This window comes from Pseudomonas sp. (assembly GCF_028293835.1).
Taxonomy (GTDB): Bacteria; Pseudomonadota; Gammaproteobacteria; order Pseudomonadales; family Pseudomonadaceae; genus Aquipseudomonas.
In genome coordinates this window covers 21,996-39,357 of sequence record NZ_JAQGNX010000044.1, presented here as the reverse complement: position 1 = coordinate 39,357, position 17,362 = coordinate 21,996, and the positions used below count along the sequence as shown (strand labels likewise).

20 protein-coding genes are annotated in these 17,362 nt (G+C 58.2%); 11 read left to right on the top strand and 9 right to left on the bottom strand.

Going from position 1 to position 17,362, the window contains the following annotated elements; genetic code table 11:
• The first annotated feature begins 111 nt into the window (after positions 1-111).
• The 4 genes from JWR17_RS05360 to JWR17_RS05345 are packed head-to-tail and all read left to right on the top strand — an operon-like array spanning position 112 to position 2,684.
• Entirely contained in the window at positions 112-546 is a 435-nt protein-coding gene (locus JWR17_RS05360) for a DUF4426 domain-containing protein (protein WP_299829026.1), read from the top strand.
• The gene (gene rdgB / locus JWR17_RS05355) at positions 543-1,139 is read left to right on the top strand and encodes an RdgB/HAM1 family non-canonical purine NTP pyrophosphatase (RefSeq protein ID WP_299829025.1); all 597 of its coding nucleotides are present in this window, start codon (positions 543-545) and stop codon (positions 1,137-1,139) included. The genes JWR17_RS05360 and rdgB overlap by 4 nt, the downstream gene beginning before the upstream one ends.
• Positions 1,136-2,350 carry a radical SAM family heme chaperone HemW gene (gene hemW / locus JWR17_RS05350; protein WP_299829024.1) on the top strand — a complete coding sequence of 405 codons (1,215 nt, stop codon included), beginning with the start codon at positions 1,136-1,138 and terminating at the stop codon, positions 2,348-2,350. Before rdgB ends, hemW begins: the two co-directional genes overlap by 4 nt.
• Positions 2,351-2,360: 10 nt before the next feature.
• Entirely contained in the window at positions 2,361-2,684 is a 324-nt protein-coding gene (locus JWR17_RS05345) for a DUF3392 domain-containing protein (RefSeq protein ID WP_299829023.1), read from the top strand.
• Between the two features lie 113 nt (positions 2,685-2,797).
• Here JWR17_RS05345 and trmB read toward each other — a convergent pair whose 3' ends face one another.
• The 4 genes from trmB to JWR17_RS05325 all read right to left on the bottom strand — a co-directional run bounded on the left by trmB (position 2,798) and on the right by JWR17_RS05325 (position 5,095).
• The gene (trmB, locus tag JWR17_RS05340) at positions 2,798-3,523 is read right to left on the bottom strand and encodes a tRNA (guanosine(46)-N7)-methyltransferase TrmB (protein ID WP_299829022.1); all 726 of its coding nucleotides are present in this window, start codon (positions 3,521-3,523) and stop codon (positions 2,798-2,800) included.
• 9 nt (positions 3,524-3,532) lie between these two features.
• Entirely contained in the window at positions 3,533-4,327 is a 795-nt protein-coding gene (locus JWR17_RS05335; RefSeq protein WP_299829021.1) for a thiazole synthase, read from the bottom strand.
• 76 nt (positions 4,328-4,403) lie between these two features.
• Positions 4,404-4,604 carry a sulfur carrier protein ThiS gene (gene thiS / locus JWR17_RS05330; protein ID WP_299829018.1) on the bottom strand — a complete coding sequence of 67 codons (201 nt, stop codon included), beginning with the start codon at positions 4,602-4,604 and terminating at the stop codon, positions 4,404-4,406.
• Positions 4,605-4,717: 113 nt separating this feature from the next.
• Positions 4,718-5,095: a DUF423 domain-containing protein gene (locus tag JWR17_RS05325; RefSeq protein ID WP_299829016.1), complete on the bottom strand. Its 378-nt coding sequence runs from the start codon at positions 5,093-5,095 to the stop codon at positions 4,718-4,720.
• Between the two features lie 79 nt (positions 5,096-5,174).
• On the opposite strand from JWR17_RS05325, the gene mtgA reads away from it, so the two are divergent.
• Complete coding sequence (mtgA, locus tag JWR17_RS05320; RefSeq protein ID WP_299829070.1) at positions 5,175-5,885, top strand: monofunctional biosynthetic peptidoglycan transglycosylase; 711 nt, start codon at positions 5,175-5,177, stop codon at positions 5,883-5,885.
• Between the two features lie 163 nt (positions 5,886-6,048).
• On the opposite strand, the gene rpoH is transcribed toward mtgA, so the two are convergent.
• From rpoH to ftsY, 4 genes are all read right to left on the bottom strand, one after another.
• Positions 6,049-6,903 (bottom strand): RNA polymerase sigma factor RpoH, encoded by an 855-nt coding sequence (gene rpoH, locus JWR17_RS05315; RefSeq protein WP_299829014.1) that lies wholly within the window; start codon positions 6,901-6,903, stop codon positions 6,049-6,051.
• A gap of 112 nt (positions 6,904-7,015) precedes the next feature.
• A complete protein-coding gene (ftsX, locus tag JWR17_RS05310; RefSeq protein WP_299829012.1) occupies positions 7,016-8,044 on the bottom strand; it encodes a permease-like cell division protein FtsX in 1,029 nt (342 codons plus the stop codon).
• On the bottom strand, positions 8,041-8,712 hold the full coding sequence (ftsE, locus tag JWR17_RS05305) for a cell division ATP-binding protein FtsE (RefSeq protein ID WP_299829010.1): 672 nt from the start codon (positions 8,710-8,712) through the stop codon (positions 8,041-8,043). Before ftsE ends, ftsX begins: the two co-directional genes overlap by 4 nt.
• On the bottom strand, positions 8,709-10,241 hold the full coding sequence (gene ftsY / locus JWR17_RS05300) for a signal recognition particle-docking protein FtsY (protein ID WP_299829008.1): 1,533 nt from the start codon (positions 10,239-10,241) through the stop codon (positions 8,709-8,711). The genes ftsE and ftsY overlap by 4 nt, the downstream gene beginning before the upstream one ends.
• Before the next feature lie 288 nt (positions 10,242-10,529).
• On the opposite strand from ftsY, the gene JWR17_RS05295 reads away from it, so the two are divergent.
• The 6 genes from JWR17_RS05295 (at position 10,530) to JWR17_RS05270 (ending at position 16,385) form a co-directional block, all read left to right on the top strand.
• A complete protein-coding gene (locus JWR17_RS05295) occupies positions 10,530-11,885 on the top strand; it encodes a pitrilysin family protein (RefSeq protein ID WP_299829006.1) in 1,356 nt (451 codons plus the stop codon).
• Entirely contained in the window at positions 11,878-13,356 is a 1,479-nt protein-coding gene (locus JWR17_RS05290) for a pitrilysin family protein (protein WP_299829004.1), read from the top strand. The genes JWR17_RS05295 and JWR17_RS05290 overlap by 8 nt, the downstream gene beginning before the upstream one ends.
• Positions 13,356-13,937 carry a 16S rRNA (guanine(966)-N(2))-methyltransferase RsmD gene (gene rsmD, locus JWR17_RS05285; RefSeq protein WP_299829002.1) on the top strand — a complete coding sequence of 194 codons (582 nt, stop codon included), beginning with the start codon at positions 13,356-13,358 and terminating at the stop codon, positions 13,935-13,937. The genes JWR17_RS05290 and rsmD overlap by 1 nt, the downstream gene beginning before the upstream one ends.
• A gap of 316 nt (positions 13,938-14,253) precedes the next feature.
• Positions 14,254-15,270, top strand: coding sequence for a hydrolase (locus tag JWR17_RS05280; RefSeq protein ID WP_299829068.1), 1,017 nt, complete (start codon positions 14,254-14,256; stop codon positions 15,268-15,270).
• Positions 15,271-15,339: 69 nt separating this feature from the next.
• Positions 15,340-16,065 carry an AzlC family ABC transporter permease gene (locus JWR17_RS05275; RefSeq protein WP_299829000.1) on the top strand — a complete coding sequence of 242 codons (726 nt, stop codon included), beginning with the start codon at positions 15,340-15,342 and terminating at the stop codon, positions 16,063-16,065.
• Complete coding sequence (locus JWR17_RS05270) at positions 16,062-16,385, top strand: AzlD domain-containing protein (RefSeq protein WP_299828999.1); 324 nt, start codon at positions 16,062-16,064, stop codon at positions 16,383-16,385. The genes JWR17_RS05275 and JWR17_RS05270 overlap by 4 nt, the downstream gene beginning before the upstream one ends.
• A gap of 122 nt (positions 16,386-16,507) precedes the next feature.
• Here the strand turns inward: JWR17_RS05270 and JWR17_RS05265 are convergent, their stop codons facing one another.
• On the bottom strand, positions 16,508-17,362 hold the full coding sequence (locus JWR17_RS05265; RefSeq protein ID WP_299828997.1) for a sulfurtransferase: 855 nt from the start codon (positions 17,360-17,362) through the stop codon (positions 16,508-16,510).

The following is a 17,362-nucleotide window of genomic DNA, read 5'->3' as shown; positions in this document are numbered from 1 at the left end:
GTAGGAGCTGCCGAGGCACGAAGGCCGCGATGCGATTTACCTGACACACCGCAATCGCAGCCTTCGTAACCTCGGCAGCTCCAGGGATCATCCATAACAAGGAGAATATACATGCGCCGCTTAGCTCTGTTTCTCTGCGCCTTCTGCCTCGCTATACCGGCCTTTGCCGCCGATTACGCCAAACCCGATCGCCAGGAAGTGTTCGGGGACACGACCGTGCATTACAGTGCGATCAGTTCAAGCTATTTACAGCCTGAAATCGCCTCTGCGGCGGGGTTGATCCGCAGTAAAAACCAGGGCGTGTTGATTATTGTTGCACTCAAAGCAGGGAAACCGGCGGTAGCCAATATCACCGGCACGGTCAAAGACCTGACGGGGCGCAAACTCCCCCTGGTTTTCAAACAGATCGCTGACCAGGGTGCGATGGACTACATTGCGCAGTTCCCCATTGAACAGCAAGAAACCCTGACCTTCGACATCAATGTCAAAGCAGGCGACGACGCCAACAGCTTCAGCTTTGACCAGGAACTTTTCCCAGGCGAATGATGAATTTCACGCAACTCGTATTGGCCAGCCATAACGCCGGCAAACTCAAAGAACTCCAAGCGATGCTGGGTGGCTCCGTGCAGCTGCGCTCCATCGGCGAATTCAGTGATGTGGAGCCGGAAGAGACCGGCCTGTCATTCGTCGAGAACGCGATTCTCAAAGCCCGTAATGCGGCGCGGATTTCCGGGCTTCCGGCGCTGGCCGATGACTCTGGCCTGGCCGTGGACTTTCTCGGCGGCGCACCGGGTATCTATTCGGCCCGCTATGCCGATGGCAAAGGCGATGCAGCCAATAACGCCAAGCTGCTAGAGGTGCTCAAAGACGTGCCTCATGAGCAGCGCGGTGCGCAGTTCGTTTGCGTCTTGGCGCTGGTTCGGCATGCTGATGACCCGTTGCCGATCTTGTGCGAAGGCTTGTGGCACGGACGCATCCTGACCGTCGCTAGCGGTGAACACGGTTTCGGCTATGACCCGCTGTTCTGGGTCCCGGAGCGCGATTGCTCCAGCTCAGAACTAAGCCCTGCCGAAAAGAACCAACTCAGCCACCGCGCCCGCGCCATGGTGCTGTTGCGTCAACGCCTGGGTTTGCAATGACTCAGGATTCGCCCGCACAGCCGCTATTTTTGGGCGAGGCTGGTTTTTCGTCGCAAGCGCCTCGAATTGCTCTGCCGCACCTGCCACCGTTGGCGCTGTACGTCCATATTCCCTGGTGCGTGCGCAAATGCCCCTATTGCGATTTCAACTCCCACACCGCCAGCCCGGTATTGCCCGAGCAAGCATACGTTGATGCGTTGCTGGCGGACCTCGATCAGGACCTGGCGCACGTTCATGGCCGGGAGCTGAGTTCGATCTTTTTTGGCGGCGGCACGCCGAGCCTGTTCAGTGCCGACGCGCTGGGCCGTCTGCTCAAAGGCGTTGAGCAACGCATCCGGTTCGCCAGCGACATCGAAATTACCCTGGAAGCGAACCCCGGCACCTTTGAGCAAGCCAAATTCAGCGCCTATCGCGGTTTGGGCATCAATCGGCTGTCGATTGGCATTCAGAGTTTTCAGGAAGAGAAGCTCAAGGCGCTGGGACGCATTCATAACGGCGACGAAGCCATTCGTGCTGCTGATATGGCGCGTCAGGCCGGGTTCGATAACTTCAACCTGGACCTGATGCATGGCCTGCCAGATCAATCCCAGGATGACGCGCTGGGTGATTTGCGCCAAGCCATCGCCTTGGCGCCGACGCATTTGTCTTGGTATCAACTGACCCTTGAACCGAACACCGTGTTCTGGAATCAGCCGCCGACCCTGCCGGAAGACGACATTCTCTGGGATATTCAAGAAGCCGGGCAAACGCTACTGGCCGAACACGGTTATGCACAGTATGAAGTGTCGGCCTATGCCCAACCCGGCAGGCCCGCGCGGCATAACCTGAATTATTGGAGCTTCGGTGATTTTATCGGCATCGGCGCCGGTGCCCACGGCAAACTCAGCCACCCGGACGGACGCATCGTACGCACCTGGAAGACGCGGCTGCCCAAGGATTACCTGAACCCGGACAAAGCCTTTAAAGCCGGTGAGAAGCTGGTCAGCCTCGAAGAAATGCCTTTCGACTTTTTGATGAACGCTTTGCGCCTGACAGATGGCGTCGCCGCCGAGCTATTTCCCCAGCGCACCGGTCTAAGCCTCGACACGCTGGCCAGCGCCCGGAAACAGGCCGAACAGCGTGGCCTTATGGACACAAATCCAACGCGGCTGGTTGCCAGCCCCCAAGGCCAGTTGTTCCTGAATGACTTGCTGCACTACTTTTTGATTTAAGGACTTTTGCATGGATCTTGTACTCGACCTGCTCGCCACCGTTTCCCGTTGGAGCCGCAGTAATCTTTCGGAAATTTCGTTGGCGCTGGTCGGTTGTTTGCTGGTGCTATTCGGTGCGGACATCAAAGGCTGGATCGAAGGGCGCATCAGCAGCCTGGCGGGCGCGTTGCGCGTACCGGTAATGGCCTTGTTGTGCACCATCGGCAGCGGCGCGGCGCTTATCTACGCCACACCCTGGGTGATCCGTGGCCTGAGCCAGTTCAACAACTACAGCCTGGCGCCGGTATTGTTGGTGGTGCTGGTGTTGATTGGGGTTATTGCAGATCGCCGCTGAATTTGATGACCAAAAGACCTGTAGGAGCCAACTTGTTGGCGAGGCGTCAGACCTGCTTACCGCATCAGGCCCTTCGCCAACAAGTTGGCGCCTACAGGTGAGGTAGTCGTTACTTAAGCCAGCTTCTCGAACTTCAAATCCCAAACTCCATGCCCCAGTTTTTCGCCCCGGCGTTCGAACTTGGTGACAGGACGCTCAGCCGGACGTGGCACGCATTTAGCGTCTTCGGCCTGGTTTTTATAACCTGGCGCAACGTTCATCACTTCCAGCATGTACTCGGCATACGGTTCCCAATCGGTGGCCATGTGCAAAATCCCGCCGACCTTCAACTTACTGCGTACCAGTTCAGCAAATTCTGGCTGAACGATGCGACGTTTGTGGTGGCGGCTTTTGTGCCATGGATCCGGAAAGAACAGCATCAAGCGGTCGAGGCTGTTGTCGGCGATGCAGCGGTTGAGCACTTCGATCGCATCGCACTCGTAGACCCGCACGTTGGTCAGGCCTTGAGTAAGGACGCCGTTAAGCAGCGCGCCAACGCCCGGGTGATGCACTTCGACACCGATAAAATCGTGCTCGGGCGAGGCTGCTGCCATTTCCAGCAACGAATGGCCCATGCCGAAGCCGATTTCCAGAGTGCGCGGCTCAGAGCGGCCAAACACCTGATCGAAATCCACGGGCGCATCGACCAACGGTAAAACGAACAGCGGACGACCTTGATCGAGGCCGCGTTGCTGGCCTTCGGTCATACGTCCGGCGCGCATCACGAAACTCTTGATGCGGCGGTGCTGGCGCTCTTCGCCTTCTTCCGGGATCGGTGCTGCTTCTAAGATTTTCGTCATCAAGGGCTCTTACTTGATCAGGCCATCCAGCGGCGAGGAAGCGCTGGCATAGAGTTTTTTCGGCATACGGCCGGCGAGGTACGCCAGACGTCCAGCAACAATTGCGTGCTTCATGGCTTGCGCCATCATCACCGGGTTTTGCGCGTGGGCGATGGCCGAGTTCATCAGCACCGCTTCACAGCCCAGCTCCATGGCAATCGTGGCATCGGAGGCGGTACCGACACCGGCATCAACCAGAACAGGCACTTTGGCTTCTTCGAGGATGATTTGCAGGTTATACGGGTTGCAGATACCCAGCCCGGTGCCGATCAAGCCCGCGAGTGGCATCACCGCGATGCACCCGATTTCTGCCAATTGACGGGCAATGATCGGGTCGTCGCTGGTGTACACCATCACGTCGAAACCGTCCTTGACCAGAATTTCGGCGGCTTTAAGCGTTTCGATCACGTTCGGGAACAAGGTTTTCTCGTCAGCCAATACTTCCAGTTTCACCAGATTCTTGCCGTCGAGCAGTTCACGGGCCAGGCGGCAGGTGCGCACGGCTTCGGTGGCGTCGTAGCAGCCTGCGGTGTTTGGCAAAATGGTGTAGCGATCCGGCGGCAGGATATCCAGCAGATTCGGCTCGCCCGGGTTTTGCCCGAGGTTCGTGCGGCGAACGGCGACCGTTACAATTTCAGCGCCCGAGGCTTCAATCGCCAGACGGGTTGATTCCATATCCGGGTATTTGCCAGTGCCGACCAACAGGCGCGACTGGAACGTACGACCGGCCAGAACGAAAGGTTTGTCGGTGCGAAAGGTGTTCATCGGAAATCCTCTTTAAGGTTGAGGTTCTTGCAGACTTGAAATCGGGTTTGATGGACCGCTGATCGGCTGGCGCGGGTTAACCGCCGCCAATAGCGTGGACCACTTCGACCTGATCGCCTTCGCGCAGGGTCGTGGAAACATGCTGGCTGCGCGGAACAATATCCATATTGAGTTCGACCGCGACTCTGCGTCCGGTCAGGTCCAGAAGGACTATCAATGCCGCGACGGTTTCGCCATCGGGCAGTTCAAAGGATTCGCCGTTCAACTGAATGCGCATACGGGCAGCAGCCTTCATTTTAGGGGCCAGCATTCTAGCCCGATCAGTACGTATGACCAAGGCAAAACCGAGCCATTCGTCTCAAGCTCGACCTAGGAGTCAGGATTGACCCCTTAAACCCCGCCTAGACGCCATGCGATCAGGCCTAGCAACGCCCAGCCGATTAGAAACGCCAGGCCACCGAATGGGGTGATGATTCCCAGTTTGCTGACGCCGGTCAGCGTCAGCGCGTACAGGCTGCCGGAGAACAGCACGATACCGATGACAAAGGAAATACCGGCCCACGTCACAAGGCGGCCGGGAATTTGGACGGCAATCAGCGCGACCGCCAGCAAGGCCAGGGTATGGATGAGTTGATACAGCACGCCCGTATGGAAAATTGCCAGGTATTCAGCGCTGAGCCGGTTTTTCAAGCCATGGGCAGCAAACGCGCCCAAGGCCACGCCGGTAAAGCCAAAAAAAGCCGCTAGCATCAAAAAGCCACGAAACATGTCGAACTCCAGTCAACGGTTGTCATTTGCGCAGGGTCTGTATAATGGCCCGCTCGACTGCTCCGGCCAAGCCATCTCTATGCTGCGTATCTTCTTCAATCGACTCGTCAAAGCCCTGTTTTGGTTCGCAGCAGCCAGCGTCGTGCTGGTATTGATCTTTCGCTGGGTGCCTCCGCCCGGCACCGCGCTGATGGTTGAACGCAAGGTCGAATCCTGGTCAGATGGCCAATCCATCGACCTGCAACGCACCTGGCAGCCGTGGGACAAGATATCCAATGACCTGAAACTGGCAGTGATTGCCGGTGAAGATCAGAAATTCGCCGAGCATTGGGGCTTTGACGTCGATGCGATTCAGGCAGCGCTGGCCCACAACGAGCTTGGGGGTTCAGTGCGCGGCGCGAGTACGCTGAGCCAGCAAGTGTCGAAGAATCTGTTTCTATGGTCCGGCCGCAGTTGGCTGCGCAAAGGGTTGGAGGCATGGTTCACCGGCCTGATCGAGGTGTTCTGGTCCAAGCAACGGATTCTTGAGGTTTATCTCAATAGCGTTGAGTGGGATGACGGCGTGTTCGGCGCAGAAGCGGCAGCGCGGCATCACTTTGGTGTAAGCGCTGGTGCGATTTCCTTGCAGCAAGCGAGCTACCTCGCTGCCGTATTGCCCAACCCACGGGAATGGAGCGCCAGCCACCCCAGCAGCTACGTGTCACGCCGCGCCGGCTGGATTCGCCAGCAGATGCGTCAGTTGGGCGGGGATGATTACCTGGTGACGCTGAACAGCAGCCGCAAGTTCTGAGGGTAATACCAAACCCGCAGGAGCCAACTTGCTGGCGAGGCGGTACATCAGACACACCGCACCAAGCCCTTCGCCAACACGTTGGCTTCTACAGATTCAGGCTGCACACAAAAAACGCCCTGACCATTTCTGATCAGGGCGTTTTTGTGTGTCGAGCAACTGCTTATGCCGGAATCGACTGCTTCAGCTTGTTCATCGCGCTTTTTTCCAGCTGACGAATACGCTCGGCAGAGACGTTGTACTTTTGCGCCAGGTCGTGCAGCGTGGCTTTCTCTTCAGCCAACCAGCGCTGATAAAGAATGTCACGGCTACGCTCGTCCAGCACTTCCAGCGCCTGATGCAGATTGGCGGTGGAGTTGTCGGTCCAGTCGGAATCTTCCAACTGACGCGCCGGGTCGTAACGGTGGTCTTCCAGGTAATTGGAAGGCGACTGGAACGCGCTGTCGTCGTCCGCTTCGGCAGCCGGGTCGAACGCCATGTCGTGGCCCGTCAAACGACTTTCCATCTCACGCACTTCGCGTGGCTCGACGCCGAGGCTTTCCGCCACGCGATGGACTTCTTCGTTGTTCAACCAAGCCAGACGTTTTTTCTGGCTGCGCAGGTTGAAGAACAGTTTGCGCTGGGCCTTGGTCGTGGCGACTTTGACGATGCGCCAGTTGCGCAGGATGAATTCGTGAATTTCAGCCTTGATCCAATGGACAGCGAACGACACCAGCCGCACACCCATCTCAGGGTTGAAGCGTTTGACGGCCTTCATCAAGCCAACGTTGCCTTCCTGGATCAGGTCAGCCTGTGCCAGGCCATAACCGGAATAGCTGCGTGCGATATGCACAACAAAACGCAGGTGGGCCAGCACCATCTGCCGAGCCGCCCCTAGATCCTGCTCATAATAAAGACTCTCGGCCAGCTCACGCTCCTGCTCGGGCGTCAGCAATGGAATGCTGTTGACCGTGTGCACATAGGCTTCCAGGTTCGCGCCTGGGACTAATGCATAAACAGGTTGCAAAGAAGTGGTCATACGAAAAAAACCTCCGCTCACATGACTCGTGCAGTTCAGCACTGCGAAATTGACCGGGAACCGTTGGGCAAGTTCCCTAAACAGCTGAAAGTGTCAATATATTAAATAAGGGTTAACGAGGCGCCAGCTCTCTCAAATGGCGGGCAACCGCAATCCAAGCACCGATATACCCTAACAACACAGCTCCAAGCAAGAGCGATAGACCATCGGCTGAGGGCACACCGGCCAGCGAGAAGTCACTTCCGTACAACCCGGCGAGGTCAATTACAGCACCATTTAACCAATTCAGGCCATAAGCAAGTACGCCCCAGGCGAGAAAACCGGCCCCCAGGCCATACAGCGCGCCCATATACAAAAACGGTCTACGCACATAACTGTCTGTACCGCCCACCAGTTTTATCACTTCGATCTCGGTCCGACGATTTTCGATGTGCAGACGTATTGTGTTACCAATTACCAAAAGCAGCGCCGCCACCAGCAGCACGGTCAAGCCGAATACAAACCGGTCGCCCAGTTTTAAAATCGCCGCCAACCGTTCAACCCACACCAGATCGAGTTGCGCCTGCTGCACCTTGGGCAGTTCTGCCAGTCGACCGCGCAACGCCTCAAGCGCTGGTTTGTCGACTTCCAGCGGGGTGACCAGCACCACACCCGGCAGCGGGTTTTGCGGCAATTCCTTCAGCGCCTCGCCGAGCCCCGATTGCTGCTGGAACTCAGCCAGAGCCTGATCGCTGCTGATGTACTCGGCATTCGCCACGCCGGGCATCCCTTTTATCTGGTCGCGCAACTGGGCGCCATCGTCAGCGTTGGCATCAATGTTCAAATACAGCGAAATCTGTGCCGCACGCTGCCAGGAACCGCCCAGCCGTTCGACGTTGCTCAGCAATAAAGACAAGCCCATGGGCAGGCTCAAGGCGATAGCCATGACCAGGCAGGTAAAGAAGCTGCCAATCGGCTGTTTACCCAAGCGCCGCAGACTGTCGACCATGCTGGAGCGATGCGCTTCCAGCCACGCATTCAGCTGCGCGCTGAAATCCGGGCCGTCGTCTTCATCACGTTGCTTTTTCTTTTTCTCAGGCGTCGGTTCGACGGCTTTGGGCGATACCCGCTCCGAGACTTTTGGGGTGCGTGTAGCACTCATACCGCAGCCTCCCCGTCGCCGATCAATCGACCGCGTTGCAAAGTCAGCATGCGATGGCGCATGCGCGCGATGAGGGCCAAATCGTGGCTGGCGATCAGTACGCTGGTGCCGAGACGGTTGATGTCTTCGAACACGCCCATGATTTCTGCGGCCAACCGTGGGTCGAGGTTACCGGTCGGCTCATCCGCCAGCAGCAGGGCCGGGCGGTGGACGATGGCCCGAGCGATACCGATGCGCTGTTGTTGGCCCGTGGACAAATCGCCGGGGTACAGGTCGGTCTTGTCCGACAGCGCCACGCGTTCCAGGGCCGAATCGACGCGCTTGGTCACTTCGCCCTTGGACAAACCCAGTATTTGCAGCGGCAATGCGACGTTATTGAACACCGTGCGATCAGACAACAATTGGTGATTCTGAAACACCACGCCTATCTGGCGCCGTAAAAAAGGGATTTGTGCGGTACTGATCTTGCCCAAGTCTTGCCCGGCCAGCAGCAGTTTGCCCGTGGTCGGCCGCTCCATGGCCAGCAACAAGCGCAGCAAGGTGCTTTTACCGGCGCCCGAGTGCCCCGTGACAAACAGGAATTCGCCGCGACGAACTCGAAAACTCAGTTCATGCAGGCCAACGTGCCCGTTTGGATAACGCTTTCCGACTTGTTCGAATCGAATCATGTGCGCTCCCGCTCTGCAAACAGAGCTTGAACAAAGGGTTCGGCTTCAAAGGTACGTAAATCGTCGATGCCTTCACCGACGCCGATGTAACGGATCGGCAAACCGAATTGCTTGGCCAACGCGAAGATCACCCCGCCTTTGGCGGTGCCGTCGAGTTTAGTCAACGCTAGACCGGTAAGGGCTACGGTCTGATGGAATTGCTTGGCCTGATTGATCGCATTTTGCCCAGTACCGGCGTCCAGCACCAACAGCACCTCATGGGGCGCCTCGGTATCCAGCTTGCCCATCACCCGGCGTACTTTTTTCAGTTCTTCCATCAAGTTGTCTTTGGTGTGCAGGCGCCCGGCGGTGTCAGCGATCAACACATCAATACCGCGGGCCTTGGCGGCCTGTACCGCATCAAAGATGACTGAAGCCGAGTCGGCGCCGGTGTGCTGGGCGATGACGGGAATGTTGTTGCGCTCGCCCCACACCTGCAATTGCTCCACCGCGGCGGCGCGGAAGGTATCACCGGCTGCCAGCATGACCTTCTTGCCTTCGAGCTGAAGCTTTTTCGCCAGTTTACCGATGGTCGTGGTTTTGCCAGCGCCGTTGACGCCCACCACCAGAATCACAAAGGGCTTTTGCAGGCCGGTGATTACCAGCGGCTGTTCAACCGGCTTCAGCAGCGCGGTCAGCTCGTCTTGCAATGACGTGTAAAGTGCATCGCTGTCGGTCAACTGCTTGCGCGCGACTTTCTGCGTCAGGCTCTGAATGATCACCGACGTGGCTTCGACGCCCACGTCAGCGGTCAGCAAGCGGGTTTCGATTTCTTCGAGCAGGTCATCGTCGATGGCCTTTTTGCCGAGAAACAGGCTGGCCATGCCTTCGCCAAGGCTGGCACTGGTTTTCGACAGGCCTTGTTTGAGGCGGGCGAAAAAGCCGATTTTGCTGGCTTCGATTGTTGCGGGAGCGGCAATCGGAGCAGCAACCGGTAAAGAAGGCGCAGGGACGCCTGGCGCAGCAACGGGCACCGTGACAGCTGCGGCGGGAGGGGCCACCAAGGTTTCGGCAACGATAAGCGGCTCGAGAGCAATCTCTGGCTCAGGCGTCACGATCAGCTCAGTGACCCGCTCGGGCTCGGGCGAAGGCTGGTCTGGCAGCGCGTGCGAGTGGTTTGATTGGGTTTGCAGTGGAATCGCTGGCGTGACATGGGGCTCAAGCTCGTCGATCAGCGCTACGGACTCTTCGGCCACCGGCAGCACCAGCCAAGGCTTTGGCGACGGGCTGACGGGCGGTTGCGCCTCAATAACCGTGTGGACAACGGGCTCTATAACCGGATCGGGCAGCGGTTCCGGGACCGATTGCGGCGCAACAGACGGCTCAACGACGACGGGAGCCTGGTCAATGACCGACTCTGGCGTCGCTGAAAATTCGTCCTGTGGCTGTTCGGCAACGGGTTCCTGCGGCTTTTTGCGCAGCCAACCGAACAGGCCTTTTTTCTCTGCAGCCGGAGCTGGGGTCTTCTTGTCGTCGTTGGAACCAAACATGGAGGACGGCTATCTCATGGTAGCGACGCGCCATAGCGGCGCCTCTGAAAATTCTGTCAATGCGAAACAGACTGCTTTTGACCCGGCTTGTTCATCCGCCGCTATAGATAAGCAGCGAATGGGCTGACCGGAAACGTCATTTCTGCGGATTTTGTCCATGCCTGACCGGCCACTGAAACATAAGTAACTGTTCTAGCCGTGGTCGGCAGTCAAACGGATCAGTATCCTAGCACCTCCGCGCCTGCCTACGCTAAGTTCAAGCGGGCCGCCTCACAGGTTCAAAAATCAATGAATGCTTTAGCCCGCCGCGCTGCAGGCCTGATGTTCAGCGCGGTTTGTCTGCCTTTCTCCGCACTGGCCGCTGATCCGCAACCTACCCATGAATTCACGCTGGACAATGGCCTGAAGGTCATCGTCCGCGAAGACCATCGCGCGCCCGTGGTGGTTTCTCAGGTCTGGTACAAAGTCGGCTCCAGCTATGAAACCCCTGGCCAGACCGGTTTGTCCCATGCCCTTGAGCACATGATGTTCAAAGGCAGCAAGAACGTCGGCCCAGGTCAGGCGTCGCTGATTTTGCGCGACCTCGGCGCTGAAGAAAACGCCTTCACTAGTGATGATTACACGGCGTACTACCAGGTATTGGCTCGTGATCGCCTGGGTGTCGCCTTCGAACTCGAAGCGGACCGGATGGGCAGCCTGCTGCTACCGCCGGAGCAATTCACCCGTGAAATCGAAGTGATAAAAGAAGAGCGGCGCCTGCGCACGGACGACAAGCCCAGCTCAAAAGCCTTTGAGCGCTTTAAAGCCATGGCTTACCCCGCCAGCGGTTACCACACGCCGACCATCGGCTGGATGGCCGACCTCGACCGAATGAAGGTCGAAGAACTGCGCCATTGGTACGAAAGCTGGTACGTGCCTAACAACGCTACGCTGGTGGTGGTTGGCGATGTGCAGCCCGATGAAGTCAAAGCCTTGGCTGAGCGCTACTTCGGTCCGATCCCGCGTCGCGCCGTGCCGCCCTCGAAAATCCCGATGGAGCTGCCAGAGCCCGGTGAACGGTTGATCACCTTGCATGTGCAAACGCAGCTGCCGAGCCTGATTTTCGGCTTCAATGTGCCAAGCATGGCCACCGCTGAAGATAAGCGCTCAGTGAACGCGTTGCGCCTGATTTCCGCACTGCTCGACGGCGGCTACAGCGCCCGTATTTCAGCCCGTCTGGAACGTGGGGAAGAATTGGTATCGGGCGCGTCCTCCAGCTACGACGCGTTCAGCCGTGGCGACAGCCTGTTCATGATCAATGCCGCACCTAACGTGCAGAAAAAGAAAACCCTGGCCGATGTTGAAGCCGGTATCTGGCGTTTGCTGGATGAACTCAAGACCACACCACCAAGCGCTGCCGAACTGGAACGGGTTCAGGCACAGGTGATCGCAGGACTGGTCTTTGAACGTGACTCGATCACCAGTCAGGCCAGCACCATTGGCGAACTGGAAACCGTCGGTTTGTCATGGAAACTCATCGACGAAGAGTTGGCCGCGATAAAAAATGTTACCCCGGCCGACATTCAAAAAGCCGCGCGCACCTATTTCATCCGCGAGCGCCTCAGCGTTGCGCATGTTTTGCCTGAGGAGAAAGCACATGAGTGAGCGCAAGGCTTTGAATTACGCGCAGCTCGGCATGGGCGCCCTGGCGTTTCTTGGCTTGCTGACCACGGCCTCGGCCCACGCTGACGGCAGCGTTACCGACACTCCGGCGCCGGCCTATAACCTGCAATCGCTGAAAGAACTGGACGGCAAACCGCCAGCCCACCGCACGGTGAATATTCAGACCTGGAAAACAGCCGAGGGCGCCAAGGTGCTGTTTGTCGAAGCGCGGGAATTGCCGATGTTCGACATGCGCCTGATTTTCGCCGCAGGCAGCAGTCACGACCAAGGCACTCCCGGAATTGCAGTGCTGACCAACGCCATGCTCAACGAAGGCGTGGCGGGTAAAAATGTTGGCGCGATTGCTGAAGGTTTCGAAGGCCTGGGCGCAGATTTCGGTAATGGCGCTTACCGCGACATGGCCGTGGCCTCGCTGCGCAGCCTGAGTGCTGTAGACAAGCGCGAGCCGGCGCTAAAGCTGTTTGCTGACGTGGTGGGCAAGCCGACGTTTCCCCAGGCGTCGCTGACACGAATCAAAAATCAGTTACTGGCTGGCTTTGAATATCAGAAACAAAACCCGGGCCGATTGGCGGGCAACGAACTGTTCACGCGCCTGTACAACGATCACCCTTATGCACATCCAAGCGAAGGCACTGCCAAAAGCGTGACCCCGGTTACCGTCGCGCAACTTAAAGCTTTCCACGCCAAAGCCTATGCGGCGGGCAATGCGGTGATCGCGCTGGTGGGCGACTTATCCCGCGCCGAAGCCGAAGCCATCGCCGCACAGGTTTCTTCCGCGCTGCCGAAAGGGCCTGCTTTGCCGAAAATTGCCGAACCTGTAGCGCCGAAAGCGGGACAGACCCACATCGACTTCGCGTCCAAACAGACGCACCTGATGCTTGCGCAACTGGGAATCGATCGTAACGATCCCGATTATGTCGCGTTGACCCTGGGCAACTCGGTGCTAGGCGGTGGCGGGTTCGGCAGCCGTCTGATGACTGAGGTCCGTGAGAAACGTGGCCTGACCTATGGCGTTTCGTCGGGCTTTACGCCGATGGAAGTCCAGGGTCCTTTTATGATCGCCCTGCAAACCCGCGCCGAACTCAGCGTAAACACCTTGAAACTGGTGCAGGACATTGTGCGAGAATTCCTCCTCACTGGCCCTACGCAGAAGGAACTGGACGACGCCAAGCGTGAATTGGCCGGCAGCTTCCCGCTGTCCACCGCGAGCAACGCCGATATCGTCGGCCAATTGGGCGCTATCGGTTTCTACGATTTGCCGCTGACGTTCCTCGAAGACTTCATGCAACAAGCGCAGAGCGTGACCGTCGAGCAAGTGAAAACGGCGATGAACAAACATTTGAATGTGGACAAGATGGTGATCGTCACTGCTGGCCCAACGGTCGCGCAGAAAGACTTACCAGCACCTACTGACAACCCCGTCGAGCAGCCGCTTGGCGTACCGGAGCATTAATGGCTAATCCAAGACCTAAGGGCCACAACGGCCTGGGTCAACTTCGCATCATCGGTGGCCAGTGGCGCAGCCGGCGCCTGACATTTCCAGACGCGCCAGGCCTGCGCCCGACGCCCGATCGCGTGCGTGAAACCCTGTTCAATTGGCTGGCGCCAACCATCGAGGGCGCGCGGGTACTCGATCTGTTCGCGGGTAGCGGCGCGTTATACCTGGAAGCGCTGTCCCGTGGCGCAAGCATGGCGTTGGCGCTGGATTCCAGCAGCGCAGCCATTACCAGCTTGCGCCAAAACCTGGCCGCCCTTGAATGTACCACCGGGCAGCTGGTGCACACCGATGCCCTGCGTCATTTGGAAGGTCAGCCCGCCGAGCCGTTCGACGTGGTATTCCTTGATCCACCGTTCCATCAAGGCCTGCTGCCTGCGGCCTGTGGGTTGCTGGAAGAGCGCAACTGGCTAGCCGATGAGGCATGGGTCTATACCGAAAGCGAAATACCGCCAGCCACCATCGGCGTACCGGGCAAATGGCGCCTGCACCGCGAGAAAAAGGCAGGACAGGTGTATTACGCGTTGTGGCAGCGGTAACTGATTGCCGTGTCGAACCCTTCGCGCCCTCTGTCGGAGCCAACTTGTTGGCGATGGAGCGCGAAGCGATCCCAAATGCCATACCCGGTTTTAACGGGAAAAAATCTACTCAATGAATCACGACTGCTGCGCAGCCGATTGCGAACAGGTTCGCTCAGATGTGTGTTTGCTGCGCGACATCGAGGCGTCTGGACCAAGGGCGACCTCCTACAGTTGGTCAAAAACCCCCGCACGCCGCTTCGCAGTTGTGGCAACGTAGCGTTCAAGCAGTCCCGTGAGTTTGCCGATGAGTCTCGACGTGCCTATCCGATCTGCTTTGCCGACACCGTCCGAACGTTTCATCCCTGCCTTCGGCCTGGGGAACCCGCACCTGCAAACGTTATGGGGCCCTGTATGGCGCAAAAAGACTCGGCTGGAGCGTGAGCGCGAGCGCGTGTGGTTGGACGACGGCGATTTTCTCGACCTCGATTGGTATGGCCCCCACGAAACAGATTCGCCATTGGTACTGGTGCTGCACGGCCTGACCGGCTCGTCCCATTCGCTGTATACAGTGGGCTTGCAACAGGCGCTGGCACAGCAGGGTTGGGCGAGTGTGGCGCTGAACTGGCGCGGCTGTTCCGGTGAGCCCAATCTTTTACCGCGCAGCTATCACTCGGGCGCCACCGAAGACCTCGCCAGCGTGGTCGCCCATCTTCGTGCAAAGCGCCCGCTGTCGCCCTTATATGCAGTCGGTTACTCCCTCGGTGGGAATGTGCTGCTCAAATACCTGGGCGAAGAAGGCAGCCGCTGCACATTGCAAGGCGCCGTCGCGGTGTCCGTGCCGTTTCGTCTGGACCAATGTGCAGACCGTATTGGCCAGGGCTTTTCCAAGGTATACCAAGCGCACTTCATGCGCGAAATGCTCGCCTACATTCGGGACAAACAGCGGCGCTTCCAGCATGAGGGGCTCAGTGAAGGGCTGGCAGAGCTGTCTGCCCTTGGCTCGCTGGAAAATATGCGCACGTTTTGGGATTTCGATGGCCGGGTCACCGCGCCGTTAAATGGCTTTATCGACGCCAAAGACTATTACCGCCGCGCCTCGAGCCGTTACTTTCTCGGAGACATCCGTACGCCTACGCTGATTATTCATGCGGTTGACGATCCTTTTGTGTTTCCTCACAGTTTGCCCGACCCCGATGAACTATCGCCCAGCACCCACTTCGAGCTTCAGGCCCGAGGCGGACATGTGGGCTTCGTCGAAGGCTCTCTTAGAAAACCCAGCTATTACCTCGAACGTCGGATCCCACAATGGTTGAGCACCGCTCACGGCGTTGGCTCGCAGGTTGCGGACTGAATTAATCCATAAAATCATCCGAGACACGTTTTTCCTTACCGCCTAAGATGCGCGCACAAGGAGAGACACATGTCCCGTTATGAGTTGTATTGCCTCGGTCTTCGCGACAGCGTTCCAATGTTGGTCGGCATCGCTCCCTTTGGCATCATCTTCGGCACCCTGGCTGGCGCAGGCGGCTTGTCATTGTGGCAAGCGGTCGGTATGTCGCTGTTCGTCTACGCCGGTTCCGCCCAATTTATCGTTATCAGCCTGATGGGCGCGGGGGCCAGTGCAGCAGTAATTTTGCTCACTACCGTCATCATCAACCTGCGCCATTTGCTGTACAGCGCCACGCTGCAACCCCAGGTTAACCAACTGCCCCAGCGCTGGCGCCTGATATTGGCATTCTGGCTGACCGACGAAACATTCGCAGTAGTGCAGCGTTATTACCTGGTGCATGGCCGTTCGGCGTTGGCGCATTGGTATTGGCTTGGTGTGGCCAGCTCGCTATATGCCTGCTGGGTTAGCAGCACTCTGGTGGGCGTCCTGTTTGGCGAGGCCGTGCCTGACATGGCCGGCTGGGGACTGGAGTTCGCCATGCTCGCGACCTTTATTGGCATTGTCGTACCCTTGCTGCGCAATCGACCGCAAATCGCCGCGGCGCTGGCGGCCGGTGCAGTTGCGCTAATGACTCATGCCTGGCCGTACAAACTTGGGCTGATGGCGGCGGCGTTCAGCGGAATCGCCGTGGGGGTTTTGTTGGAGCGGCGGCGTACCGGTACGACCGAAACGCCGAATAACGAGGTGCACTCATGAATTATTGGTGGTTGATCCTCGGTATGGCGATGATTACGTTTGTGCTGCGTTACAGCCTGTTCGCCTGGCCAAACCTGCGCTTCCCGCCAGTGGTTCGCCAGGGGCTGCATTACGTCCCGACAGCGGTGCTGACCGCGATAGTGGTGCCTGGCATGTTGCTGCCGGACGGCGAGCACTGGCAGTTGAACCTGAACAACGCGTACCTATTGGCCGGGTTAGCCACCATCGCCGTCGCTGCCCTCAGTCGTAATCTACTGGCGACCATCGGCGGTGGCTTGCTGGTGTTCTTCCTGCTGCGCTGGGCGTTGGGGCAGATTTAATATGAATAATCCACCTACCCTCTGTAGATCCAAGGAGCCAACGTGTTGGCGAAGGATTTGTAACGCTTCATAGGGCGCTTCGCCTACAAGTTGGCTATTACACAGGGGGCGTGTTGCCTGGATTACGCACCGGTTGCGATCTCGCGCTGTGGATCGGTAATCCACTCACTCCACGATCCTGCGTACAGCTTAGCCAACGGGTAACCCGCCAGGCTCAGCGCGAACAGGTTATGGCAAGCCGTTACTCCGGACCCGCAATACGCCACCAAGTCGTCGGCCGAACGGTTTTCCAGCTTGGCCGCAAAACGCTGCTGGAGCTGATCGGCTGGTAAAAACCGCGCGTCGGGGCCAAGGTTTTCGTTGAACGCGGCACACACGGCACCGGGTATATGGCCGGCGACAGAGTCAATCGGTTCGACCTCACCACGATAACGCGGCTCGGCGCGGGCATCGATCAAGGTCATTTCAGGCTGCCCCAGACGCGCTTGTAACGCTTCAGCGCTCAGCAGCAGCGATGGGTCTGCATGCCCGATGAAGTTTCCTTTTTTGACGACAGGCACATCCAGGCTCAGCTTTTGACCCGCCCCATGCCATGCTTTCAGGCCGCCATCCAGCAAGTACACGCCATCGCGCTTGCCCAACCACGCTAACAACCACCAACCCCGTGCGGCAAATGCGCCTGGAGCGTCGTCGTAGAGCACGATTTCGCTGTCTTGGTTGATGCCCCAGTCCTGAAAGCGCTGGACCAGTTCAGCGGGGTTCGGCAGCGGATGACGGCCCGTCACACCTTTGGTCACAGGGCCGCTAAAGTCTCGCTCCAGATCCGCAAAAAGCGCACCGGCAATATGGCCTTCGGCGTAGCTGCTATGGCCGTATTCCGGGTCTTCCAACGCGAAGCGGCAATCCAGGATAACCAACCCCGGCTCCCCGAGGCGAGCCACCAATTGTTCCGGGGTGATCAGTTGCGCAATAGACAT